This window comes from Ectothiorhodospiraceae bacterium BW-2 (assembly GCA_008375315.1).
In the GTDB taxonomy this organism is placed as follows: domain Bacteria; phylum Pseudomonadota; class Gammaproteobacteria; order Thiohalomonadales; family Thiohalomonadaceae; genus BW-2.
On record CP032507.1, the window covers coordinates 2,812,010 to 2,837,869 of the forward strand.

Annotated in this window: 17 protein-coding genes; 8 read left to right on the forward strand and 9 right to left on the reverse strand. The window is 54.0% G+C overall.

All coding sequences use genetic code 11. The features are described 5' to 3' along the window. Positions 1–121: 121 nt before the first annotated feature. From D5085_13505 to dksA, 7 genes are all read left to right on the forward strand, one after another. Complete coding sequence (locus D5085_13505; protein ID QEP44044.1) at positions 122–5,536, forward strand: DUF1566 domain-containing protein; 5,415 nt, start codon at positions 122–124, stop codon at positions 5,534–5,536. A 125-nt stretch (positions 5,537–5,661) separates the two neighbouring features. Continuing rightward, positions 5,662–7,464 (forward strand): AAA family ATPase, encoded by a 1,803-nt coding sequence (locus D5085_13510; protein QEP44045.1) that lies wholly within the window; start codon positions 5,662–5,664, stop codon positions 7,462–7,464. A 139-nt stretch (positions 7,465–7,603) separates the two neighbouring features. Next, the gene (locus D5085_13515; GenBank protein ID QEP45167.1) at positions 7,604–9,379 is read left to right on the forward strand and encodes an AAA family ATPase; all 1,776 of its coding nucleotides are present in this window, start codon (positions 7,604–7,606) and stop codon (positions 9,377–9,379) included. Positions 9,380–9,741: 362 nt separating this feature from the next. Further along, positions 9,742–10,293, forward strand: coding sequence for a hypothetical protein (locus tag D5085_13520; protein QEP44046.1), 552 nt, complete (start codon positions 9,742–9,744; stop codon positions 10,291–10,293). Positions 10,294–10,375: 82 nt separating this feature from the next. After that, entirely contained in the window at positions 10,376–10,606 is a 231-nt protein-coding gene (locus D5085_13525; protein ID QEP44047.1) for a hypothetical protein, read from the forward strand. Further along, positions 10,600–11,742 carry a hypothetical protein gene (locus D5085_13530; protein QEP44048.1) on the forward strand — a complete coding sequence of 381 codons (1,143 nt, stop codon included), beginning with the start codon at positions 10,600–10,602 and terminating at the stop codon, positions 11,740–11,742. Before D5085_13525 ends, D5085_13530 begins: the two co-directional genes overlap by 7 nt. Before the next feature lie 78 nt (positions 11,743–11,820). Continuing rightward, complete coding sequence (dksA, locus tag D5085_13535) at positions 11,821–12,279, forward strand: RNA polymerase-binding protein DksA (protein QEP44049.1); 459 nt, start codon at positions 11,821–11,823, stop codon at positions 12,277–12,279. Between the two features lie 14 nt (positions 12,280–12,293). Here the strand turns inward: dksA and D5085_13540 are convergent, their stop codons facing one another. The 8 genes from D5085_13540 to rpiA form a co-directional block, all read right to left on the reverse strand. Beyond that, positions 12,294–13,148 carry an HDOD domain-containing protein gene (locus D5085_13540; protein ID QEP44050.1) on the reverse strand — a complete coding sequence of 285 codons (855 nt, stop codon included), beginning with the start codon at positions 13,146–13,148 and terminating at the stop codon, positions 12,294–12,296. Positions 13,149–13,181: 33 nt separating this feature from the next. Then, positions 13,182–14,120 carry a protein-methionine-sulfoxide reductase catalytic subunit MsrP gene (gene msrP / locus D5085_13545; protein QEP44051.1) on the reverse strand — a complete coding sequence of 313 codons (939 nt, stop codon included), beginning with the start codon at positions 14,118–14,120 and terminating at the stop codon, positions 13,182–13,184. Between the two features lie 109 nt (positions 14,121–14,229). After that, the gene (locus D5085_13550; GenBank protein QEP44052.1) at positions 14,230–16,293 is read right to left on the reverse strand and encodes a sodium-translocating pyrophosphatase; all 2,064 of its coding nucleotides are present in this window, start codon (positions 16,291–16,293) and stop codon (positions 14,230–14,232) included. 15 nt (positions 16,294–16,308) lie between these two features. Next, on the reverse strand, positions 16,309–17,562 hold the full coding sequence (locus tag D5085_13555; protein ID QEP44053.1) for a 6-phosphofructokinase: 1,254 nt from the start codon (positions 17,560–17,562) through the stop codon (positions 16,309–16,311). Between the two features lie 85 nt (positions 17,563–17,647). Further along, positions 17,648–18,022: a hypothetical protein gene (locus D5085_13560; GenBank protein QEP44054.1), complete on the reverse strand. Its 375-nt coding sequence runs from the start codon at positions 18,020–18,022 to the stop codon at positions 17,648–17,650. Between the two features lie 89 nt (positions 18,023–18,111). After that, on the reverse strand, positions 18,112–18,765 hold the full coding sequence (locus tag D5085_13565; protein QEP44055.1) for an HAD family hydrolase: 654 nt from the start codon (positions 18,763–18,765) through the stop codon (positions 18,112–18,114). 32 nt (positions 18,766–18,797) lie between these two features. Continuing rightward, entirely contained in the window at positions 18,798–19,379 is a 582-nt protein-coding gene (locus D5085_13570) for a PilZ domain-containing protein (protein QEP44056.1), read from the reverse strand. 16 nt (positions 19,380–19,395) lie between these two features. Further along, complete coding sequence (gene rpiA, locus D5085_13575; protein QEP44057.1) at positions 19,396–20,049, reverse strand: ribose-5-phosphate isomerase RpiA; 654 nt, start codon at positions 20,047–20,049, stop codon at positions 19,396–19,398. A gap of 164 nt (positions 20,050–20,213) precedes the next feature. Here rpiA and ilvA point away from each other — a divergent pair, with 164 nt between their 5' ends. Beyond that, positions 20,214–21,725 (forward strand): threonine ammonia-lyase, biosynthetic, encoded by a 1,512-nt coding sequence (ilvA, locus tag D5085_13580; protein ID QEP44058.1) that lies wholly within the window; start codon positions 20,214–20,216, stop codon positions 21,723–21,725. Here the strand turns inward: ilvA and D5085_13585 are convergent. Then, a complete protein-coding gene (locus tag D5085_13585; GenBank protein QEP44059.1) occupies positions 21,646–25,860 on the reverse strand; it encodes a PAS domain S-box protein in 4,215 nt (1,404 codons plus the stop codon). The genes ilvA and D5085_13585 overlap by 80 nt on opposite strands.

The following is a 25,860-nucleotide window of genomic DNA, read 5'->3' on the forward strand; positions in this document are numbered from 1 at the left end:
GGTAGGCGCTTTTCTGGTTCCCATGCTCCGGCGTAGGAGTGCGGATATAGGGGTTGTTTTATTAAGCCTATGACAGGTAGAATGGCCGCTCTCCTGTTAATTACCCAAAGAGACCTACACTATGCCTGCCATCGTGCTCTATCTGCTGCTCATTCCCTTTACACTCTACGCTGAGTGGTTCACTCAACCGCTGAATGACACCGGCATCACTTGGGGTGGTAACTACTCATCCGGCAATAACACCACCTGTATCGGCGAAACCATCGACGAGCAAGACTGCTCCCACGGTCGCGATGCCGACCCTGCCACTAATGACGATAGCGACGGTCACGCCGGTTTCAACTTTACCAAAATCAGCGCCACAGGCGAAGAGCTACCCGCCGATGCGACTGAGTGGAGTTGTGTTAAAGATAATGTCACCGGTCTGATGTGGGAGGTCAAAACCGATGATGGCGGGATTCACGATAAAGATAATACCTATCGGTGGGGAGGGAAAACAGCGCTGATTCAGGAGGGAGTTGAGTTTGGTACTCGCTACGACGACTGGAACACCTTAGTCGATGGGGCTAATAACAGTAACTTCTGCGGCTATAGCGACTGGCGGGTGCCTTCGCGGGAGGAGCTGCGCTCGATTGTTAACTATAGCCGTACCAATCCTGCTATCGATACGGCCTATTTTCCCAATACGGCAAACAGCTTGTATTGGAGTTCGTCGCCGTACGCTAGCTACTCTGACTATGCGTGGCGACTCTACTTCAACAATGGCTACGATGGCCTCAACGATCGCGATCTTAGTTATCGCGTGCGGTTGGTGCGTGCCGGACAGTACTTTGGCAATTTGGGGGTGGAGGCAGAGGCCGCACAAGGAGGTAGTTGCCCTAATGGGTTGATAGCCACCGCCCCCGATAGCCGCTACAGCGATAATGGCGATGGCACCGTGACCGACCTGCAGACGGGGTTGATGTGGCAGCAGTGCATGGTCGGCCAAAGCGGTGGTGACTGTAGCAGCGGTAGCGCCACCTTTATGACTTGGGATGCGGCGCTACAAACGCCGCAAGCCTTAAACAGCAGTGGCGGTTTTGCTAGTTACACTGACTGGCGTCTGCCCAACATTACTGAGCTGGCCAGTTTGGCGGAGTTGGCTTGTTATAACCCTGCTATTAACCGAAACATCTTTCCCAATACTCCATACTCATCCAGTGATGGATATGGCATTACCTGGAGTTCGTCGCCGAACGCTTACAACTCTAACGTTGCGTGGCAACTCTACTTCAGCAATGGCAACGATCTCATCAGCGATCGCAATAATAGTTATCGCGTGCGGTTGGTGCGTGCCGGACAGTACTTTGGCAATTTGGATAGCGACGAAGACGGGGTAAGTGATACCGACGACAACTGTCCGGCAGTGGTGAATGCGAATCAGGCCAACCGCGACGGCGATAGCGCCGGCGATGCCTGCGATGCTTTTCCCGACGACCCCAATGAGATAGCCGATAGCGATGGCGATGGAGTAGGGGATAACAGCGACGCCTTCCCCAATGATAGCTCTGAAACGACCGACTCCGACAACGACGGCATCGGCGACAACAGCGACAACTGCCCCACAGTCGCTAACGCCAGCCAAGACCCAGTGGCCTGTAATGCGGCACCCATAGTTAACGCCGGTAGTGACCTCAGCGTCAACGAAAACAGCAGCGTCACCCTTAGCGGTACCGCCAGCGACCCCGATGGCACCCTAACCTCCATCCAATGGATCCAAACCAGCGGCAGCCCAACGGTAACCCTCACCGACGCCAACAGCGCCACCGCCAGCTTTACCGCGCCAGCTGTCACGAGCACTATCTCCCTTACCTTTAGCCTCACCGCCACCGATAACCTCGGTGCCAGCCGTAGCGACAGTATCACCCTCACCATTAACGACACCAACCGCGCCCCGACCCTCAGCGGCAGCCCCGCCACCGACCTCTACAGCGGTCAAAACTACCGCTTCACCCCAACAGCGAGCGATGCCGATGGCGACTCGCTCACCTTCAGTATTAGCAATAAACCGGCCTGGGCCAGCTTCGATACCAGCAGCGGCACACTGAGCGGCACTCCGACTACCTTATCAACATACAACAATATCACCATTCGCGTTAGCGACGGCTACCTTAGCGCCAGTTTACCCCCCTTTAACCTTACCGTGACCGTCCGCCCCGACCTGACCCCGCCACAACTGGAGATAGTCTCGCCAGAAGATGGGCGGCTCGATTATAGACGCATGGCAAACATTATAGCTGACGCCACAGATGAACAGAGTGGCATAGCCGAAGTTGAAGTACAGTTAATCGATATTACTGAACCCACCCCCTCCTACTGGGGGTTCGCCTTCGGCGACTATACTTGGATTGAGAGCGAATTTTGGCTACCGCTTACCTATGATAGCGCTCAGGAAAGGTGGGGTATGGCTAGTACCACCAATAATTTGACTAATAACCTCACCGATGGCCACACCTACAGCCTCGTCGCTCGCGCCACCGATAATGCCGGCAACACCACCGAACAGAGCCTCATCTTCGCCAAAGCGGGCACACAAGCCCATACCGAACTGAGCCTCAACCTCAATAGCCACTCGATCCTCTTTGGTGAAGCGCTCACCGTCAGCGGCCAACTCAAACGCCTGCCCGACATCGGCCTCAACCTAGCTGGCCGCACCATTCGCCTCACCCTCACCTCCCCAGCGGGAGACAATCTCACCTACGAGATCCAAACCCACAACGCCAGCGGCGAATACCTTTTTAACAACCTAGGCAGCGCCCTCACCACCCCTGGGCGCTACACCCTCACCATCCTCTCCCCCGAAACCCCACTCCTAGCATCGAGCCAACAGAGCGCCGACCTCGTCGTCGGGCAGGCGGCGGGATATGCCATCCTAGTGCAAGGGAGTCGTGACGACGACCCCACCAGCATTCCCGCCTACAACCGCACCGCCAACACCCTCTACCACACCCTCAAACGGCGCGGTTTTGAAGATAGCCACATCACCTACCTCAACGACACCCCCAACCAGAGCGGTATCGAAATCGATGCCACCCCCTCAGTTCCAACCACCCTAGAGGCGATTACCGCCCCCGCCCTTATCGAACAACTCAACGCCTCGCCGGCACCGCTGACCCTAATTCTAGTTGACCACGGCGGTCGGGACGAATTCTATATCCACGACCAAACACTCACCGCCAGCGCCCTTAACGACGCCCTGACCCAACTCGAAAACCAGCTCACCCCCGAAGCGCTTAGCCACCCGCGCACCATTATCTACGGTGCTTGCAAAAGCGGCAGCTTTATCAATGACCTCAGCCAACGCTCATCAGACGACAACGCCGGTCGCATTATCATCACCGCCTCAGCCGTTAACGAAGATAGCTATCGCGGTGAACGGGATGAGAACAACATCCAAGAGGGCGAAGCGTTCCTCGCCGCTCTATTTAACCAACTCGGACGCGGCAAGAGCTACCGCGAAGCATTTGAACTAGCGACCGAAGAGATAGAGAACTTTACCCAAACTAAAAACAGCAACCGTCTCAACCGCCCCTTGCCACCATTTCTCGACTTTGCTACCCAACACCCACACCTTGACGACATCGGCGATGGTCGCGGCGAAAACGAACTGCTCCGTCATGGACAAAGAGCCGCCAACTACTACCTTGGCGCTGGACTTATCGAAACCAACTCCGCCGAATTTCCAGCCGAAGTGGCCGCCACCGCCCCGCCCCAAATACTGAGCGATACCGCCATCACCCTCTGGGCCAGAGCCACCAACCCCACCGATGCCGAGGGCGCTTGGGTCGATATCCGCTCCCCGAGTCTGATTCTCGAACAGAGCGACAGCGGCCAACAACAACAAGTGGACATCCCGCGCCACCCACTCACCCCAACAGAGGAGGGGCGCTGGGAACTCACCCTCGACCCCAACAACCCCGCCTACAGCGAAGCGGGAATGTACGAAGTACGCTACACCATCAAAGATATCGATAACATCCTCTCCCCAGCCGTGAGCGCCATCTTCTACCGCCCATTAGCGGGCAACAACGCCCCCAGCGCCCCCACCCCCCACCCCGTTACCGAGGCCACCACCAGCCTGATCCTGCGCTGGAACGACACGACCGACCCCGAAGAGCACCTCTTTAGCTACTCGATTCGCATTAGCAGAGATAACCGCACCGACAGTGACGGGGCGCTACAGAGTCCCGTTTACCAACAACACCTTCTCACCACCCCGTTTGCACTCATAGATCAGAGTGCGGGGCTAGAAGATATCACCCCCTACTACTGGCAAGTCAGCGTAACCGACCAGTATGGCGCAACCAGCCACAGCCCCCTCCAAAACTTCACCCCCAACAACAGCAATGGCGTTCGTAGCCTGATAAGTGGCGACCTCTACCGTGACGACAACGGCAACTACACCCCGTTAGCCAGCGCCAACCTGCTGCTAGACCAAAACCAACTGACCCTCCTTAGCGACAGCTCAGGGCGCTTTGCCATCGAAACCGCCCCGCTGACCCAAAACCAGAGTGACACCTTCACCATCAACAGCGACACCACCATCACCTACCAACGGAACATTGAGCTGCAACCCGGGCAGAGCCAACGACTCTACCTCACCCTAAACCCGCCTACCGGCAACGATACCATCCTGCCGCAGATCACCCTTCATGGCGAGCGCACGATTACCCTCACTGCCGGAGAGAGCTTCACCGACCCCGGAGCTACCGCCAGCGATAACATCGACGGCGACCTAACCGCCAACCTCACCACTAGCGGCACAGTGAACCACAACGCCCCCGGAACCTACACCCTAACCTATGTCGTCACCGACAGCAGCGGCAATATCAGCTCAACCAGCCGCACCATCATCGTAGAAGCCGACCCCAACGCCACCGCAACAGCGGTTGATACCTCGACCGATACCGATGCCAATACCGCCACCGATACAGCGACCGATACTGCGACCGATACTGCGACCGATACCGCCACCGATACCGCCACCGATACCAACACCCCTAACAGACAAACCCTCAACCTGACTGAAGGCTGGAACCTCATCGCCCTCCACACCACCCCCGACGATAGCACCACCGTTGCCAACCACTTCACCGACAGCGCCATTGAGCGACTGTTTGCTTTTATTGATAATAGCTGGCAGTTCTATGATCGAGCTAGCAATAGCGGCTCACTCGGCATAATGCCACTCAATCAGCTACGCAATCGCGGCGTATGGGTTAAGATAGCCAACGGCGGCATGACCGGCGTCACCCTAAACGGCAGCAGCCAAAACCTCGATATCACCACCCTCAGCAGCGGCTGGAATCTAATGGGTGCCGGCAGCAGTGATATCACAGTCACCGACTTTGTCGCCCAATTCAGCAGCCAAGCTCTACAACCGCAGCGCCTGTTCGCATTTATCAATAACAGCTGGAGCTTTGCCGATGTGGCCGGCAGCAGTGGCTCACTCAACACCATCACCGCCGGACAGGGAGTATGGGTCTACCTACAGTAGGTCGGGTTAGCGCAGCGTAACCCGACGGTCTGCATTCCCACGCCGGAGTTTCTGGTTCTCACGGTCACCGTGGGAATCGATATTGGCACTTATTTTGGAGTAGGTCTACAAATTAAGGATCGCACATGGTAAACATCTCATATGGTTTAGGTCACTTTAAAACCCTCAGAGAGGAGGGTGGACTCTATTTTGATCGTACCGACCTGCTGCACGAATTAGAGGCGGCAGGACGGCAGCTACTATTTCTACGCCCGCGCCGCTTTGGCAAAACGCTGTGGCTAACGCTGCTAGAGAGCTACTATGACATTGACGCAGCCGAACAATTTGAGCCCCTGTTTGGCGATTTAGCGATAGGGCAAAACCCGACCCCGAATCGTAACCGCTACTTTATGCTGAAATGGAACTTTTCTGTCATCGATCCAAGTGGCGATTTAGCCCATATTAGCCGCTCTTTACATAACCATCTGAACAGCTCAATTGAACGCTTTTGCAACAGATATCGTCAATGGCTGAACCGGTCGGTTCAAATTGACCCGCAAGATGGGATACACAGTTTTGAGAATCTGTTAGGTGAGTTGGCGGCGTATGATACTCCGCTCTACCTGCTGATAGACGAATACGACAACTTTGCTAACGAGGTGTTAACCAGTCGTGAGCATGGCAGAAAGCGCTATAACGAACTGGTAAAAGGCGAAGGGGTGATTAAAACCGTCTTTAAAGCGGTTAAAGCGGCGACCGATGGCCTAGGCTTAGAGCGAGTCTTTATCACCGGCGTCTCACCGGTGGTGATGAGCGATATCACCAGCGGCTACAATGTGGCGAAAAACATCAGTCAGCGGCCACACTTTGCCAAACTCTGCGGTTTTACCGGTGAAGAGGTGATGCAGCTTAATCGCCAAATAGCGCTAGAGTGCGAGCTGCCAGAGGGTGCGGCAGAGGAGGCGATGTCGCTGATGCAGAACTTCTATAACGGCTACCGTTTTAGTGTTGATGATACCACCCGACTCTACAACCCGACACTCTGCCTCTACTTTTGGGATGAGTGGCAGCAGCTGTGTCGCTACCCTAATGAGCTGTTAGATGACAATTTAGCGATGGACAAAAACCGGCTACGCTATATCGCCGCACTACCGCATGGGGCTGAGGTAATTGAAGCAGCGCTCAATCCGCAGCAGTCGCTATGGGTAGCTAAGCTTGCACAAAATTTTGGCGTTAAAGCGATGCTAAACGATCCGCCTGATGCCAGCTTTATCATCTCACTGCTGGTCTATTTCGGGGTATTGACGATTCAGGATGTCTCGCCACTCGGAAAGCTAAAGGTGACTATCCCTAATCAGGTAGTTCGTTCGCTCTATATCGACCGGATTCAGCAGCAGCTGCTCAATGGCTATGAAGATAATAACCGGCAGCAGGCGGTGGCGGAGCAGCTCTATACCGAGGCTGACTTTGAACCCCTAGCCGACTTTATCGAACAGCGTTTTTATAGCGTGCTCGATAATCGTGATATGCGCTGGAGTAATGAGCTGACGCTCAAAACTACGCTACTGTTGCTGCTGACCAATGATCTCTACTACCTGCCGCGCTCGGAGCTCTCCTTAGGCGGCGGCTATAGTGACCTGCTATTTGAGATTCGCCCCGATAAACGGCAGGCACCGCTGTATGACCTGCTATTTGAGCTGAAATATCTGGCACTTAAAGATCTCAAATTAAGCGCAGAACAGCTATCTGATATGAGCCGAGAGCAGCTAGCTGAGTTGAAACCGGTAAAAACGCTACTGGATGAGGCAGAGCGGCAGTTGGCCACCTATCAGCCGACATTAGAGCAGCTCTTTCCGGCGGTGGAGTGGAAGATAAAATCGTTTGCGGTGGTGAGTCTTGGAATACGACGACTGGTATGGCGCGAGGGTTGTCGGGTTACGCTGCGCTAACCCGACCTACGGTAGGCGCTTTTTGTCTGGGTATTCTGGTTCTCTTGGTCACCGTGGGAATCCATACTGGCGTTATTTGAAGGTAGGTCTCCATTCCCACGCATGAGCGTGTCAACGAGTCAATTAAGGATCGTACATGATAAAGATTTCGTATGGTTTAGGTCACTTTAAAACCCTCAGAGAGGAGAACGGACTCTACTTTGATCGCACCAAGTCACTGCACGACTTAGAGGCCGCAGGACGGCAGCTCCTGTTTCTACGCCCGCGCCGCTTTGGCAAAACGCTGTGGCTAACGCTGCTAGAGAGCTACTACGATATCGGTGCCGCAGATCAATTTGAGACCCTGTTTGGCGACTTGGCGATAGGTCAAAATCCGACCCCGAACCGTAATCGCTACTTTATTTTAAGGTGGAACTTTTCGATGATTGATCCGGGAGGTGATTATCAGCAGCTAGTGAGCCGTATTCATCGCCACATTAATAACTCAATCAGCTTTTTTTCGGCCCGCTACCACGACTTTTTACCGGAAACGGTGCCGATCGACCCAACAGATGGGCTGGGCTCATTTGAACAGCTACTGAGTGTGGCGAAACGGTTTAATTTTCCGCTCTACCTGCTAATTGATGAGTACGATAACTTTGCTAATGAGGTGCTAACCAGTCGCGAGCAGGGTCGGCAGCGCTATAACGAGCTAGTTGAGAGTGAAGGGGTGATTAAAACGGTATTTAAAGCGGTCAAAGCAGCGACTGATGGCTTAGGCTTAGAGCGAGTCTTTATCACCGGCGTCTCACCGGTGGTGATGAGCGATATCACCAGCGGCTACAATGTGGCCGAAAATATCAGCCACTGGCCCGAATTTCATGCCCTGTGCGGCTTAACCGCTGAGGAGCTGCAGCCGGTGTGTCACCAAATAGCGCAACATTGCCAGCTACCTGAGAGCGCGGCAGACGAGGCGCTGGCGATGATGCGAAACTTCTATAACGGCTACCGCTTCTGTCGCGAAGAGGAGCAGCGACTCTATAACCCGACTCTCACCCTCTACTTTTTGAAACATTGGCAGCGGCGCTGCAGCTATCCTGCCGAGCTGTTAGATGACAATTTAGCGATGGACAAAAACCGCCTGCGCTATATCGCCTCACTACCCCATGGCGCGGAGGTGATTGAGGCGGCGCTCAATCCGCAGCAGCCACTACAGGTAGAAAAATTGGTACAGGATTTTGGCGTAGCAGCGATGCTCAAAGATCCATCCGATGCCAGCTTTATCATCTCACTGCTGGTCTATTTCGGGGTATTGACGATTCAGGATGTCTCGCCACTCGGAAAGCTAAAGGTGACTATCCCTAATCAGGTAGTTCGTTCGCTCTATATCGACCGCATTCAGCAGCAGCTATTAAATGGCTATGAAGATAATAACCGCCAACAGGCAGTGGCCGAGCAGCTCTATACCGAGGCTGACTTTGAGCCCCTAGCCGACTTTATCGAACAGCGTTTTTATAGCGTGCTTGATAATCGCGATATGCGCTGGAGTAATGAGCTGACGCTCAAAACTACGCTACTGTTGCTGCTGACCAATGATCTCTACTACCTGCCGCGCTCTGAGCTCTCCTTAGGCGGCGGTTATAGTGACCTTCTATTTGAAATTCGCCCTGATAAGCGGCAGGCACCGCTATATGATCTGCTATTTGAACTGAAATATCTGGCACTTAAAGATCTCCAATTGAGTGCAGAACAGCTGAATGAGATGAGTCGGGAGCAGCTAGCTGAGTTGGCACCGGTGAAAAAGCTGCTGGATGAGGCAGAAGGGCAGTTGGCCTCGTATCAACCGACATTAGAGCAGCTTTTTCCGGCGGTGGCGTGGAAGATAAAATCGTTTGCGGTGGTGAGTCTTGGAACGCGACGGTTGGTGTGGCGCTAGGGTTGTCGGGTTACGCTGCGCTAACCCGACGGTGAGTTGGATTTTTTTGCTCTCTGCTGCCACCGGCCAGTGACGCTCAATGGGGCAGACGCCGTGGAGCAGGCCGAGTCAGGATCATGTGCGGGCGATCATTGATACCGAAGTTACCCTTGTTCGCCTTTATTAACAATAGCTGGAGCTTTGCCGATGTGGTGGGTAGTCATGGCTCACTCAATACCATTGCCTCAGGGCAGGGTGTGTAGGTCTATCTACAGTAGGTTGGGCAAAGGGCAGTATGTCTAACGAAAAAGCAGCAGCGTCAGCTCTGCTGTTTGATTCAATTGGGTACTCTATACCCATAGAAGATAGAAGGAGAATTTAAAGTGAAAACTGAAAGAGTCGTCATTTTTTTAGATATTGATGGTGTTTTACAGCCTCTTGGCTCGGAAGATAGATTTGAGCATGATTTAGATGAGTTAAGGGAGACCTTAGCGAAAAAGTATGATAATTCAGACTATCTTAGTATGGATCGTTACGATCTTGGGGCTGTCTTCTTTGATTGGGATAAAAAAGCTGTTGAGAGATTGCGTAGATTGTGTATTGAAGCTCAGGCGGACATTGTTATTTCTTCAGATTGGCGTAGCTATAGTCCTCTCTCTAGGTTAAAAGATTATTTTAGATTGCACGATTTAGAACAGTATGTGGTGGATGTAACTACTGAAATAAAAAGTGGAAAAAGATATAAAGAGATTGCACTCTATTTAGAACAATACCCAAACATAAACCGATTTGTAATTATCGATGATCGCCATGTCACTGATTTTACTGAACATTATCCTGATAATTTTGTTAGATGTATTACTATTTTTGATGATGACTGTTTACAAAAGGCATTAAACATTTTATCTAAGCCGGTCGCTACTGGCCTATGCTAGATTGACACAGAGGATTCTGTGGATGACTTGCTAGCTAGGTTTGTGTTATACCTTGCCAAAGTTAGAGGCAGAGGAGCGATTTATGCGAACGGTAGTGATGAGGGCTGTTGGGGCGGCAGAGCAGGTATTGGACTATGTGGATAACTGGCCGGAGCCGCCCGAAGCGGCTGCCGGAGAGGTAACGGTGGCGCTGGCCGCCGCTGGAGTGGATCCGATTGATACTAAGAACCGTAGTCGGGGGCTCTTTTTTGGAGCTAAACCGTCGGCGATTCTTGGGGGTGATGGGGCCGGTGAGATGACTGCCGTATGCTAGAACTTCACTCTCCCCCCCCGTTTGCCTATGCTCATGCTAGCAACGCTTCAGTACAACGGCTGTTAGAGAGCTGTTTGCAACAGCTCAGTCCGCCGCAGGCGACTCAAACTATCGGTATCGCCTATTTTAGTGATAGCTTAACCGAATCGTTGGAGAGTCTGTTACAGCAGCTACGGCACCACTATCCAGAGCTACTCTGGCTCGGTACGGTCGGTATGGTGATCTGTGCGACCGGCGAGGAGTACTACGGCGAGAACCACGCGATGGCGTTAATGCTGTTAGAGATCGAACCGAGCCACTTCCACCCGTTGCCGCCCCCTGTGGATATGAACTACCCTTGGTCAGAGCCGACGCTGGCTTGGCTGCAACAGCATGAACAATATTTTGGCTTTATTCATGGCGATCCGATGGATAGACTGACGCTACGACTTATCAAGTCGTTGACTGCGGTGGCTGGGAATGGCTTTATTAATGGCGGGTTGAGCTCATCCCATCAGCACCACTACCAGATTTTTGCCGATGAGGTGCGCCAAGGGGGAATATCGGGGGTGCTGTTTGATGAGCAGGTTCCCCTCTGGACAACGCATACCCAAAGCTGCCTACCGGTTGGCACGAGCCATCGGATCACCCGAGCGAGTGGTAATCTGCTGCTAGAGTTAGATCAGATCCCAGCTGCCGAGGTGTTACAGAGTGAGGTAGATTTTAATCAGTTTAGCTCTGCGAGCGAGATTGGGGAGCAGGTGCACGCAGCTCTATTGCTGCCAGGCGATGAGAGTGGCGACTATTTGGTGCGTAATCTGTTAGCGCTCGATAGTGAGCGGGGGATTGTGGCGGTCGCGGAGAATATGGAGGCGTATCAGCGGATGCGCTTTTGTCGTCTCGATAGCGAGAGTGCTAAGCTCGACATGGAGCAGCGGTTACAGCAGCTAAAACAGCGTATTGGTGGTCGCCAAATTCGGGGCGGACTCTATATTAGCTGCCTAGGACGGGGACGAAACCAGTTTGGTGTCGGTGTGGAGCTGGCTCTCATTCAAGCGCAGTTGGGGGAGTTTCCGTTAATCGGATTTTTTGCTAATGGCGAGATCTACCGTAACCAGCTCTATGGCTATACCGGCGTCTTGACGCTGTTTGGATAGCGAAAAATTATTGTCAAGCGGGAGAGACTCTGTTATAACGCGCCTCTTTTTTACCAGATGTGACGGAGAATAAAGAGTATGCAGCCATCTGATCAGGAGACCGCTAGCAATCCGCCGCTGACTGCGCAGCAGAGCACCAGTCTAGGCGCCTATCAGGGATATGAGGGCGAGGAGTATATGAGCCGAGAGATGGAGGCTCACTTTCGTCAACTGCTGAACGACTGGAAGGGGCAGTTGATGGGGGAGGTGGATCGTACTGTCCACCACATGCAGGATGAGGCGGCCAACTTTCCCGATCCGAATGATCGCGCCACTCAAGAGTCTGAGTTTACTATTGAGCTACGCACTCGGGATCGGGAGCGGCGTCTGATTAAGAAGATCGATGAGTCGCTCTCTATGCTAGATACCCACGAGTATGGCTACTGCGAGTCGTGTGGGGTCGAGATTGGTGTGCGTCGCTTAGAGGCTCGCCCAACGGCGACGCTCTGTATTGAGTGCAAAACGCTAGATGAGTTGCGCGAGCGGCAGGGGCGTTAGCAGCGTGGGTTAGTTTAATAGAGTTGTCTGAAGAGCTGCTGGATATCGGTTTCAGCCTCCTCCAGAAGTTGTAGGCTCGCACCTGGGCCGAGTTTGCTAATGCTTAGTCTGTGGTAGGCGGGCATCATATCGAGATCTTTTAACAGAATATCGCGATTGCTCTCGCTCATCATCGCATGTATTTTGGCGATAAGGACTAGATCGGCTAGATCGGGGTATTCGCCGCCTGAATCGTAGAGTGGATTGGCGCAACGATTGGGAACATCGACAAAGATCGGGTCAAACTTCCAAAATTTGAGCAGCATGGCACCGAGCTGCCCCTTCTGCTGTTCAGATATTTTACGCAGCTTATTTTGGTCGATTAGCCGTGGGTGCTTCTCCAGATAGCGCACTAGCGGTAGGGTGCCGATGTTGTGAATCATCCCCGCTAACATCGCCGATTCGGCATCGACACTGGTACAGGAGTAGGCGAGAACATGGCAGATCGCCCCCACTTTACAGCTCTGGTACCAGGCCTGTTTTACCAAGCGGCTAATGACCGCATGGCGGTTGCGTTGATAGGCGTGTTTTAGCGCAATACTGGTGACTAGATTGCGGGTGAATTTTAGCCCTAGTTTGACAATGGCGCTACGACAGTCGGTGGTTTTGGTCGAGCCGCGAAAGTTGGCGCTGTTGGCGATATGGATTAGGCGCGTGGTGAGCGAGGCGTCGAGCTGAATGAGTCGAGCTGCGGAGTTAAAGTTGACCTCCTCTTCGTAGAGTCTGGTGCGAATACGAAAGGTGAGTTCGGGAATGGCGGGTAGATCGATCTCACCACGGTTAAAGTCGCGTTTTAGCTGTTCAATGAGTGATCCTGCCTCTTCGGTCATGGGGACTCCTTAGTGAGGGGGAAGTGAGGAAGATTAGTAGTCGCGTGTTAGATCCATACCGCGATAGAGTGAGGCGACCTGCTCGCCGTAGCCGTTAAAGGGGAGGGTATCGCGTTTAAAAAACTCGCCGATACGGCGCTCTCGGCGCTGGCTCCAGCGGGGGTGATCGACTTCGGGATTGACATTGGCATAAAAACCGTACTCATGGGGTGCCTGCTGATTCCAACTGGTGGGGGGCTGCTGTTCGGTTAGGGTGATTTTTACAATCGATTTGATACTCTTAAAGCCATACTTCCACGGCACCACTAGCCGAATTGGGGCACCATTTTGGCTCGGCATCGGTTTATCGTAGAGTCCGGTGGCTAGTATTGTGAGTGGGTGGGTCGCCTCATCAAGACGCAACCCTTCGCGGTAGGGCCATCTGAGGATAGGGCGTTTTTGACCCGGTAGCTGCTCTGGATCGTGCAGCGTTTCGAAGGCGACAAAGTTAGCTGCCGAGAGGGGCTTAACCTGCTGCAATAGCTGCCCTAGTTCAAACCCTATCCAAGGGATGACCATCGACCACCCTTCGACGCAGCGCAGGCGGTAGATGCGCTCCTCCTGAGTATTATTTCGGAGCAGATCGTCTATGGTAAACACCGCCGGCTGTTCGACTAGGCCATCGATAGTGATCGACCAAGGGTGTGGTTGTAGGTGGTGGGCGCGTTCTGCCGGATCGCTTTTTGAGCTACCTAGCTCATAGTAGTTGTTATAGGTGGTAATCGCCTCATAGCTGTTAGGCGCTTCATCGCTACTTAACGGGCTCGGGGGTCGATTCAAAAAGAGTTTGGGGTCGATAGCAGCGACCGCCGAAGCGCCACTTAACATGAGCGCTCCGGCGGCGGCGGTGCGTAAAAAGCGGCGGCGCTCTCTATAGATAGACTCGGGGGTGATGTCGGCAGAGGAGAGCGGTTCAGGGGGGAAGATAGGCATGCAGGGGCTCCTTGAGAGTGGCTGTTAGCCAGTTTGATTTACTATGCTATCTAGTAAAAAAGGCCACCCCTCTGAAGAGGCAGCCTTTGCGGGTGATTAAACTTTTGCTCTAGAGCAGCGGTACAATCATCAACGCGACGATGTTAATAATCTTAATTAACGGATTAATCGCCGGCCCTGCGGTATCTTTGTAGGGATCGCCGACGGTATCGCCGGTGACTGCGGCTTTATGGGCATCGGAGCCCTTACCGCCAAAGTTACCATCTTCGATATACTTTTTGGCGTTATCCCATGCCCCACCACCGGTAGTCATGGAGATAGCGACAAAGATACCGGTAATAATGGTACCTATCAGCAGGCCGCCGAGCGCTTTAATGCCGGCCCCTTCTCCCATAAGTGCCTCCATTCCGAAAGCGACCACAATCGGGGCTAATACCGGTAGCATGGAGGGGATAATCATCTCCTTAATTGCTGCGATAGTCAGCATATCGACCGCTTTACCGTAGTCGGGCTTGTCGCTGTAGTCCATAATGCCCGGTTTTTCACGGAACTGACGCCGAACTTCGTTCACAATACCGCCGGCAGCGCGACCGACCGCCTCCATCGACATCGCGCCGAAGAGGTAGGGGATAAGACCGCCGATAAAGAGACCAATCAGTACTGCCGGATCGTTGAGCTCAAAGCTGACCAGCTTACCGGCACTGGTGAGGCTGTTGGTAAAGTCGGCAAAGAGTACCAACGCGGCCAGTCCTGCTGAACCGATCGCGTACCCTTTGGTGACCGCTTTGGTCGTATTGCCGACCGCATCGAGTGGATCGGTGATATTACGGATCTTATCATCTAGCTCCGCCATTTCGGCGATACCACCGGCGTTATCGGTAATCGGCCCATAGGCATCGAGGGCGACGATAATGCCAGTCATCGATAGCATAGAGGTGGCGGCAATAGCGATACCGTAGAGGCCGGCTAGCTCATGAGCCCCCCAAATCGACAGACAGACGGCCAGCACCGGTGCGGTAGTCGATTTCATCGAGACGCCCAGACCGGCAATGACATTCGTTCCATCGCCAGTCGTCGAGGCCTCAGCGATATGGCGCACCGGGCTATACTCGGTCGCGGTATAGTACTCGGTGATAATGACCATTGCGGCGGTGAGCGCCAGACCGATCATCGCCGACCAGAAGAGGTTAATATTGGCCACCTCCATCCCGCTGATTAGCATAGTGTCGGGCATCGCAATCGCGGTGACGATATAGAAAGCGATAGCGGCTAGCACGCCAGAGACAATCAGGCCGCGATAGAGTGCCTTCATAATCTTGGTATCGCCCTCTTTAACGCTGACAAAGTAGGTGCCGATAATCGACGCAATGATCGAGACACCCCCTAAAATCAGCGGATAGATAACCGCCTGTAGCGCCTGTTCACCGGAGAGCATTAGCCCGCCGAGCAGCATCGTGGCCACGACAGTTACCGCATAGGTCTCAAAGAGATCGGCGGCCATACCGGCGCAGTCACCGACATTGTCACCGACATTATCGGCGATAACGGCCGGATTGCGTGGATCATCTTCGGGGATCCCCGCTTCGACCTTGCCGACGATATCGGCACCGACATCGGCCCCTTTAGTAAAGATACCGCCACCGAGACGGGCAAAGATGGAGATTAGCGAGCCACCGAAGGCGAGACCGACCAGTGCGTGGAGGGTATCGTTCATTGAGGTGCCGGAGAGGGTCAAAATGGCGTAGTAGCCGGCAACCCCTAACAGACCAAGACCGACCACCAACATACCGGTAATGGCGCCGCCTTTAAAGGCGACCTGCATGGCGGCGTTCATCCCCTGATTCGCAGCTTCAGCGGTACGCACATTGGCGCGAACCGAGATGTTCATGCCGATATAGCCAGCCGCACCAGAGAAGATAGCACCGATGGCAAAGCCTACTGCCGTCGCCATACCGAGCGAGAGGGCGATAACAATGAGTAGTACCACGCCGACAATCGCAATGGTGGTGTATTGGCGGTTAAGGTAGGCGCTCGCCCCCTCTTGTATCGCTTGGGCGATTTCGCGCATACGATCATTGCCGGTTGGCAGACTCAATATCCACTTAACCGATATGGCACCATAAGCTAGCGCCACACCGGCGCAGACTAGGGCAAAAAAGAGACCAAAAGTCATAGAATTTTCCTCAGTTTATAGTTCAAATTCTGGTAGCTTTTTAGCGACCAGTTCGTTTTTCATGGTGACATACTTTGGCATGCCGTTTTCATCGTAGGGCGGATAGGCCTCGCCTTTAATTAGCGGATAGAGGTACTCCTTACAGGCGGCGGTAATACCGTAGCCATCTTCAGTAATAAACTCCATCGGCATCATCTTTTCGACATTAGCGACCTCTGATAGCGGCGCTTTGCCGATCTCCCACTCGTATGGGCTGCTCGATTTGCGCACCACGGTGGGCATAATCGAGTTTTCACCGGCTAGCGCATACTCGACCGCCTTTTGACCTAGCGCATAGGCCTGCTCCACATCTGACTCGGAGGCGAGGTGGCGGGCAGCGCGTTGTAGATAGTCGGCGACAGCCCAGTGGAACTTGTAGCCGAGGTTATCTTTAATCATGTTGGCGACCACGGGGGCGGCACCACCGAGCTGGGCGTGGCCAAAGGAGTCACGAGTCCCTTGCTCGGCGAGAAATCTACCATCGGGCCAGTGGCACCCTTCGGAGACGACAATGGTGCAGTAGCCGTGCTCTTTCACTTTAGCCTCTACTGCGGCGAGGAACTTCTCTTGATTAAACTCAATTTCAGGGAAGAGGGTGACGACCGGAATGCCGTAATCTTCAACTAAGGCACCGGCTGCTGCAATCCAGCCGGCGTGACGCCCCATCACTTCGATAACGAAGATTTTAGTCGAAGTTTTGGCCATAGAGCGGACATCGTAGCTCGCCTCTAGGGTGGAGACGGCGATATATTTGGCCACCGAACCGAAGCCGGGGCAGTTATCGGTAATCGGCAGATCGTTATCGACCGTCTTTGGTACATGAACCGCTTGCACCGGAAAGCCCATCTTTTCAGATAGTTGTGAGACTTTGTAGCAGGTATCGGCCGAGTCGCCGCCGCCGTTATAGAAAAAGTAGCCGATATCGTGCGCTTTAAAGACCTCAATCAGGCGCTCATATTCGCGTTTGTTATCCTCTAAGCTTTTGAGCTTAAAACGGCAGGAGCCGAAGCCCCCTGAAGGGGTATGTTTGAGGGCGGCAACATCGTCGGCCGACTCTTGACTAGTATCGACTAGCTCCTCAGTCAGTGCGCCGATAATACCGTTACGGCCAGCATAGAGGGTGCCTATTTGGTCTGGATTGGCGCGGCAGGCCTCAATAACTCCTGCTGCCGAGGCGTTAATAACGGCGGTCACCCCGCCCGATTGTGCGTAGAAGGCATTTTTTGCCATAACTTTTCTGCTCCTTAAGTTGAGTTCGGTTAAGTGAAAAAAAAATATCGTGACCTGCTGTTCGCGGCCACGCGCCTAAAGCTCGCTAGGTTGTCTGAGATGGGGCGCTCCCCTCCTGCTCCTCCCGTTGCATCGCCTCATGATCGGCCTGTACCTGTAGTAGCGTGACTACGCACTCGGTCAGATCGTCATAGTCGGGTACGCCGGTGCCATACTGCTGGTGTACTCGGTAGAAGAATTGACAGCGGTAGCGCCCCTCAGCCACTTTCACGATAACAAAATGGGCCCCTTTACTGTCACTCCAGAAGAGAGTCGGGCAGTCGGTTAATGCGGTCGAGTGGGGATCGAGCCGCATTTCGGTTTCGGCGAACTGAATGTCGATCTCAGTGCCGTAACGCTGTTTGAGCGTATCGTTAACGATCCACATCTCATTTTTATTGAAATCGGCAATGGCAGGCATAGTTAGATTCCTGTTGGCTAAACAGATTTAGCATAAAGCTTGAGTGTGGTGGCGACTAATATAAAAAACCTATAGGGGTATTAAATAAATTAGCGTAAAGAGAGCTGCTGCCAGCCGCGCTCTAGCGCTATTTGGGTCAGTGTCGCATCGGCATCGACGGCGACCGGGTGGCTGACTCGCTCTAATAGCGGCAGATCGTTGTGGGAGTCGCTATAAAACCAGCTCCCCGCCAAGCTCTGCTGCTGTTCGCTCAGCCACTGCTGTAGCCGCTCTACCTTGCCGTGCTGAAAACAGGGCGTCCCCCACACCTCACCGGTATAGCGCCCCTCGACTCGCTCCGGTTCGGTGGCGATAAGATCCTCAACGCCATAGGCATTAGCGATAGGCTCGGTCACAAAGCGGTTGGTGGCGGTAATGATAATCACTCTATCGCCCTGCTGTCGATGGTGCTCTAGTCGCTGTCGCGCCTTAGGTAGCAGTTGGGGGGCTATCTTTTGTGCAAAAAACTGCTCACGCCACTGTTCTAGTTGTGCGAGTGGGTGTTGTGAGAGCGGTTTAAGGCTAAATCGAAGAAATTGGTAGATATCGAGCGTCCCTTCACGGTACTGGGCATAGAAGTGATCGTTTTGTTGGCCATAGTACTCTCGGTCAACAACGCCTCTCTCCACCAAAAACTCCCCCCATAGGTGATCGCTATCAGCGGCAATGAGGGTGTTATCGAGATCAAACAGGGCAAGTGGCATCTATTTTTTAGGCTCCTAAGTCTAGTTTCGCATTAGTCACTATCTTGATAACGATTGTCGGCATCACGGTTGCGTTGCTGGCGAATCTGCTCCGATTGGCGCTCAATCAGGTGGCGCATTAGCTGCTCCTGAGCGGTCTCATCTAGGTCGATAAACTCTATCCCCATCCGAAAGCGCTTATTCTCTGGCCGACAATAGACCACCTCCGCCACACACTCAATGGTGAGATAGGAGGGGAAAAAGAGCATGTAAGCGCTAAGTTGGGAGCCGGGCTTAACGCTACACTTAGCCATGCGCAGCGAGAGTCCGGTGGAGCTAATATTGACCTGATGGTTCGGCTCCATCGGCTGAGTAAACTGCTCGGCGGAGACGATACGGGTCAGGATGTTAATTTTTTTATCGATAATCGCTAAGTATTGGGCAATATCGGGGTTACTTTTGCGAATCTGCGCTAGCATGTGGTTCGATTGAAAACAGAACTCTCGGAGATTTTTTAGCTCTTTTTCGACCTGACCCTGACTTTCGCGCTCCTTCTCCGCCTTGGTGAGCGAGGTCAGACGCAGATAGATATTATCATCGATACGAAAACTGCGGCGGCGATCATCTTCTGCCATGGGGGGCAGTGCTCGGCTATAGCGTGGTCACGCCACTAGGGCTGCCGACGAGGACGACATCGGCGGGCCGTAGCGCAAAGAGACCGTTGGTGACAACGCCGGTAATATCGTTTAGCTGCCGCTCTAGTTCAGTCGGTGCCATGATCTCTAACCGGTGGACATCAAGAATCACATTGCCGTTATCGGTGATAACTCCCTCACGATAGACCGGCTGGCCGCCTAGTTTGACTAGCTGTCGCGCCACATAGCTGCGGGCCATCGGAATCACCTCTACCGGTAGGGGAAACTGGCCTAGCATCGACACCACTTTGGTCTCATCGACAATGCAGAGAAATTTTGTCGCTACCGCCGCGACGATCTTCTCCCGAGTCAGAGCCCCACCGCCCCCCTTGATGAGATGGGCGTGGTGGTTGGTTTCGTCGGCGCCGTCGATATAGACCGAGATCGCATCGACGCTATTGAGATCAAGCACTTCAATCCCATGGCTTCGTAGCCGCTTGGCGCTCGCCTCAGAGCTGGCCACGGCACCGTTAATTTTGTGTTTAATGGCGGCGAGCTCGTCAATAAACATATTGGCAGTTGAGCCGGTACCGATACCGATGATGGTATTGGGGACGACATACTCTAGCGCAGCCCGGGCCACGGCGCGTTTCATCTCATCTTGGGTCATAATCACTCCTGTTTGGTTCATCTTCTGTTATGATGGCTAATCGTTGCTGAGTCGTTCAGTAGAGTTTAGGCTATTATAGCCGATGCGCGAAGTAAAACAGTTTTTTGCAGCCAAGAGTCGCTCCGCCCTCTCCCCCTCCCGCTAGAGTATTGTGAAATAACCCTATGTTTGATGACTATATTCGTAAAATTTTGACCGCACGGGTCTATGATGTTGCGCAAGAGACCCCGCTCGATTGGGCTCCCAATTTGAGTCGCCGCTATCGTAACCAGATATGGTTTAAACGCGAAGATCTGCAACCGGTCTTCTCTTTTAAGCTGCGTGGTGCCTATAACCGTATGGTAAAGCTAACTGCGGCGCAGCGCCAGCCCGGGGTGATTACCTCATCGGCCGGTAATCACGCCCAAGGGGTGGCGCTATCGGCTCGCTATCTAGGCATTGATGCGCTGATTGTGATGCCGCAGACGACGCCAGAGATCAAAGTGAGTGCGGTAAGGCGCTACGGCGCACGGGTGACGCTCCACGGTAGCAGCTATAACGAGGCGTTCGACTACGCCCTCAAGTGTGCTAAAGAGAGTGGCAAAACCTATATCCCCCCCTATGACGATCCCGATGTGATTGCCGGACAGGGGACGATCGCGATGGAGCTGCTGCGCCAGCACCAAGACCCGTTAGATGCGATCTTTGTCCCGGTCGGCGGAGGGGGGCTGATCGCCGGTATCGCCGTCTATGTGAAGGCGATACGGCCCGACATTAAGATCATTGGGGTCGAGCCTGAAGATGCCGCCTCTCTCAGAGCTGCGCTGCTAGCTAACGAGCGGGTGGTACTCGATCAGGTAGGGCTCTTCGCCGATGGCGTCGCTGTTAAGCAGGTCGGAGAGGAGCCCTACCGCATCGCCCGCGAGTGTGTCGATGAGGTGATTACGGTCACCGCAGATGAAATTTGTGCGGCAATTAAAGATGTCTTTGAAGATACTCGCTCGGTTAGTGAACCGGCCGGGGCTCTCGCTGTGGCAGGTATGAAGCGCTATCTGCAGCAACATAACCTGACCGAGCAGAACCATATCGCCATCATTAGCGGGGCAAATATGAACTTCGATAGGCTGCGCCATGTGGCCGAAAGGGCGGAGCTTGGGGAGCGGCGCGAGGCGGTGCTGGCGGTGACGATTCCTGAAAAGCCGGGCAGTTTTCGCCACTTTTGCCAACTTTTGGGCAGTCGGGCGATTACCGAATTTAACTATCGTATGGCCGATTCCCGGCAGGCCCATATCTTCGTCGGTATTCAACTCACCGGAGCTGAGCAGGAGCTAAGTGAGCTGCTGCAACAGCTACAGCACAACGATCTGCCCGCCATCGATTTAAGCGATAACGAAGCGGCCAAACTCCATGTGCGCTATATGGTCGGCGGACGGGCTAAGGTCGATCATGAGCGGCTAATGCGGTTTGAGTTTCCCGAGCGCCCCGGCGCACTGCTCCACTTTTTGAACCGCACCGGAGGCCACTGGAATATCAGCCTGTTTCACTACCGCAACCATGGTGCCGCCTACGGTCGAGTCTTGGTGGGGATGCAGGTGCCGCCGGGGGATGAGGCTGCCTTTAGGGACTTTCTGGAGCAGGTGGGGTATCGCTGGTGGGATGAGGCGGCGAATCCGATCTATGGGCTGTTTTTGCAGTGAGGGTGGCGAGCCGGTTGAGCTGCGCTAGCGCACTCTCGAAATCGAAACTCTCTACCGCATCGATAAACGGGTCGTAGTCTGCACCAAAATAGCTCTGTAGCAGCGCCGTATGCCTCTCGACCGTCTTTAGGCTGGCGATGTTACTCATCTCTAGCTGCTGGGTCAATTCGGCGCGGAGAGGCTCAAAGGCGGTTAAATCGATGCGGGCACCACGCTCGGGTGTCGCGCTCCCCTGTGGCGGCGGTAGGTGGCGCAAGATAGCGTGAATAAGCTGATCTAGAACGGGGGTGAGGTCGGCTAGCGGCTGCTCTAGCAGCGGTAACTCTTTACCGCTTGTTATCGCCGTTTCGATAGTTGCCGCCATTTGGCTCAGCTCGCGAAGCCCAATTTGTGCGGCACTCCCCTTTAGCGTGTGGGCGATACGGCGGGCGCTCTCTCGGTCACCCTTTTGCAGCGTTTGAGTCAGTTCGGTCATAAAAGAGCGGTGGTTGCGGGCGAATTTATGTATCAATTTGAGTAGCAGCGCCTCCTTGCCCATGGTATGGCTCAACGCTATGCTGGCATCGATTCCTGGTAGCTGGCGCCAGTCGAGGCTAGGAGCCGACTCAGGCGATGGCGGGGCGGGGGGTGGGGCGGGAGCCTGGGAGGTTGGCCGTTTGGCAAGTTGTAGTAGCTGTTGCCATAACTCTGCCGGCACAATCGGTTTGGCAAGATAGCCGCTCATGCCGGCTTGCAGACAGCGTTGGCGATCTTCCGCTAGCGCATTGGCGGTCATCGCGATAATTGGCGTCTGCTTCCCTTGGGGGAGTTTGAGGATCTCAGTGGTTGCCGTTAAGCCATCCATCACCGGCATCTGTATATCCATTAAGATAGCGCTATAGCCTGCCGCCCCCTTTTGGGCCACCTTTTGCACCGCAACGGCACCATTTTCGGCCCAATCGACCCCAAAGCCGCCCTCTTGTAGCAGTTCGGTCGCTACATCGCGATTTATCTCATTATCCTCTACCAGTAGCAGGGTAGCCCCTTTGAGGGCGCTAAGCGCTTTTGGGTTCTCCTCTAGCGCTAGGGATGACTCTGTAGCGTGCAGCTCCTCCAGTGCCATCTTGCTTAGGCTAAACGGCAATGTCACCCAAAAGGTTGAACCCTTACCCAAAGCGCTGTGCACCCCTACCTTGCCCCGCATCAGCTCTACTAGTTGTTTCGATATCGCTAGCCCCAATCCGGTGCCGCCATGTTGACGGGTGGTACTCGGGTCGGCCTGTTCAAACTGCCGAAATAGCCGCCGCTGCTGTTCAGGGGAGATGCCGATACCGGTATCGCTAATCTCAAAACGGAGCTCTACCTGTTCGCTCGTACGGGTTAGGCTTGAGAGGGTGAGGCTGATTCGACCTTGATCGGTAAATTTAACCGCGTTAGTGCCAAAGTTAATTAAAATTTGTCCTAAACGGAGCGGATCCCCCACCAGTGCTCGCGGCACATCAGGGTTAATCCATACCTGTAGCTGTAGCTCTTTAGTCCGGCTCTGATCGTAGATGAGTGTCGTGACGCTCTCAATGACCTGATTGAGGTTAAACGACCGCTGCTCTAGCTCCAGTTTGCCCGCTTCGATTTTAGAGAGATCGAGAATATCGTTAATCAGCCCCAATAGGTGGCGCCCCGAGAGCTGAATCCGCTCCAAATAGTTACGCTGTTTGGGGGTTAAAGAGCTCTTTAGCGCTAAGTGGGTGGTGCCGATAATCGCATTCATCGGGGTGCGAATCTCATGGCTCATATTGGCCAGAAAGTCCGATTTAAGTTGCGCTGCCGATTCGGCCAGCGCTTTAGCTTCGGCAAGCTGCTCTAGCGCCTCATGTTCGGCGCTAATATCGTCAACGACCCACACCGTCCCCTTGTCGGGATCGTCAACGCTGACGGCAGCGCCGGCTAATCGTGCCCAAAAGCGGCTGCCGTCACGGCGCAGTAGCTGCTGCTCTCGCTTGTGGGTCTCTCCGTTCCAGATCAGCGTGTAGGAGGCCGTGTCGATCTGAGCCTCCTCTTCACTGGTGTACCAAATGCGTGTTTTTTGTCCCACCATCTCCCCCTCAGGCCAGCCGAATATCTCATGGAGGCGCTGGTTACAGCGGATTAACACCCGATGTTGAATAAGGGCGATGCCGGAGCTGGCGGTCTCAAAAATCGCCTGCTGCTCTTGGTAGGCTAGCAGCAGTGCATCGGCGGCCATGCGATCTTCGGTGATATCGTCAATCACCCAGACCGAACCCTTATCGGGGTGGTGGTGGTCGATGGCGCGGCCGGTGATACGAGTCCAAAAGCGGCTGCCGTTGTGGCGCACCATCTGGCGCTGACAGGCGAAGGCGTGGCCGGCCCAGATTTTGGGGTAGGCTTGCTGGCTAAACTGCTCATAGCCATCCTCGTCGGCAAACAGGACCCTGGTCGAGCGGTGAATCAGATCGCCCTCATGCCAGCCAAAGATGCCGTAGGTACGCTGATTGCAGCTAACGATGCGCCGATCGATCACCAGCATAATGCCGGAGTTGGCAGAGTCGAGGATCGCTTGCTGCTCGGCGGTGCGTTGAGTAACGACATCCTCTAAATGGTGACGGTGGCGCTCTAGCTCCTCCTGTAGCTCTATCCGTTGGGTAATATCCTCTTTAATGGCTAGGTAGTGGCTAATTTGGCCACTTTCGAGACGAACGGGTGAGATGCGGGCGTGTTCAATATACTCACTGCCATCTTTGCGTTGATTAATGAGCTCCCCTTGCCAGGTCATACCTAGTTGTAGTCGTGCCCACATCTCCCGATAGACCGATTGGGGAGTGCGCCCCGACTGTAGTATGCGCGGATTTTGGCCTAGCGCCTCCTCACGACTGTAGCCGGTCGCCTCGGTAAAGGCGGCGTTGACATACTCAATTTCGGCCTCCAGATTGGTGATCACGATGCTTTCGGAGCTCTGCTCTACCGCTAGATAGAGTCTATTGAGCTGATTTTGAACTCGCTTTTCAGCGCTAATATCGCGCCACATTGCTAACATATAGGTGTGTTGGCGCAGTGTGAGGGTGCCGATATTGACATGAACATCGATAACATGCCCCTCTTTGTGCCGATGCTGGGTGACAAATGAGCTGTGGCCATGTTGCTGCACCTCTGCGGCAATATGATCGAGCTGATCTTGAGTCAACTCAGCTTGAAACGCCGCAACTGCCTGACCGATGCGTTCGTGGCGGTGATAACCGAGCATGTTACAGCTAGCTGGATTGGCCTCAATAATGGTCATGCTCTTTGGATCGGCAAGCTCAATCGCATCGGGTGCCTGCTCTAAAATGGCTGACATTAGGGCGAGGTTATCCTCTAGCTGCTGCTGTTCTTGGTGTCGTTTAACGCTCTCTGCTAACCGCTTAGCAATCGCTTCGAGCAGGGTGATCTCTTCGGGAATAAACGCTGGCACCTCCCCCTCTGGCGGCGGCAGGCGATAGCTAACAGAGAGGGTGCAGTTGTGGTCGCTATCGCGGCAAAAGCGCTGATGAATCGTCGGACCATCGTACTTGCGGCCGTAGCGGCTATCGGCGCACTCGATTAGCGCAGCGCACTGTGCCGGATAGCGCATCGCCGCCGGCAGACGCTTGACGATGGCGCTAAACATCGATGCGAGTTCGGTATGCTCTTCGGTGATACGAAAAATATCGTATAGACAGGAGAGCTCCTTCATCCGTTCGGTCAGTTCGTACTCTGATTGTGTGAGTTGATGGTGCTGCTCAGAGAGCCGCTGTAGCATCTGGTTAAAGGCGATCGCTAGCTGGCCTAACTCACCGAGCCACTGCTCCGGTAGTGGCCGCTCTCGCTCTGTACCGATAGTGCGACTGGCCTGTATTAGCTGCTGTAGCGGGATAACCAGATGGTAGTGTAACCAGAGGCTGAGGGCGGTGGCCAGTAGCAGTAGCGTGGCGATGAGCGGTAGCTGAAACAGGAGTTCGTTATGGCGCAGCCGCTGCAATTCAGGTGCTAAATCGACCTTAAGGTAGATAAAGCCGTACTCTTGACCCTCGCTCTTATCTCCTAACGAGGGCGGCCAGCGCAGCGGTTGTCGTAGCTGTAGAGTCTCCCCGTTCAGCTCTAGCGAGGGGGTGGGGGGCGGCAC

Coding starts and splice junctions, on each gene's coding strand:
- D5085_13505 (QEP44044.1), top strand. CDS start 122: ATGCCTGCCATCGTGCTCTATCTGCTGCTCATTCCCTTTACACTCTAC.
- D5085_13510 (QEP44045.1), top strand. CDS start 5,662: ATGGTAAACATCTCATATGGTTTAGGTCACTTTAAAACCCTCAGAGAG.
- D5085_13525 (QEP44047.1), top strand. CDS start 10,376: ATGCGAACGGTAGTGATGAGGGCTGTTGGGGCGGCAGAGCAGGTATTG.
- D5085_13530 (QEP44048.1), top strand. CDS start 10,600: ATGCTAGAACTTCACTCTCCCCCCCCGTTTGCCTATGCTCATGCTAGC.
- dksA (QEP44049.1), top strand. CDS start 11,821: ATGCAGCCATCTGATCAGGAGACCGCTAGCAATCCGCCGCTGACTGCG.
- D5085_13540 (QEP44050.1), bottom strand. CDS start 13,148: ATGACCGAAGAGGCAGGATCACTCATTGAACAGCTAAAACGCGACTTT.
- msrP (QEP44051.1), bottom strand. CDS start 14,120: ATGCCTATCTTCCCCCCTGAACCGCTCTCCTCTGCCGACATCACCCCC.
- D5085_13550 (QEP44052.1), bottom strand. CDS start 16,293: ATGACTTTTGGTCTCTTTTTTGCCCTAGTCTGCGCCGGTGTGGCGCTA.
- D5085_13555 (QEP44053.1), bottom strand. CDS start 17,562: ATGGCAAAAAATGCCTTCTACGCACAATCGGGCGGGGTGACCGCCGTT.
- D5085_13560 (QEP44054.1), bottom strand. CDS start 18,022: ATGCCTGCCATTGCCGATTTCAATAAAAATGAGATGTGGATCGTTAAC.
- D5085_13565 (QEP44055.1), bottom strand. CDS start 18,765: ATGCCACTTGCCCTGTTTGATCTCGATAACACCCTCATTGCCGCTGAT.
- D5085_13570 (QEP44056.1), bottom strand. CDS start 19,379: ATGGCAGAAGATGATCGCCGCCGCAGTTTTCGTATCGATGATAATATC.
- rpiA (QEP44057.1), bottom strand. CDS start 20,049: ATGACCCAAGATGAGATGAAACGCGCCGTGGCCCGGGCTGCGCTAGAG.
- ilvA (QEP44058.1), top strand. CDS start 20,214: ATGTTTGATGACTATATTCGTAAAATTTTGACCGCACGGGTCTATGAT.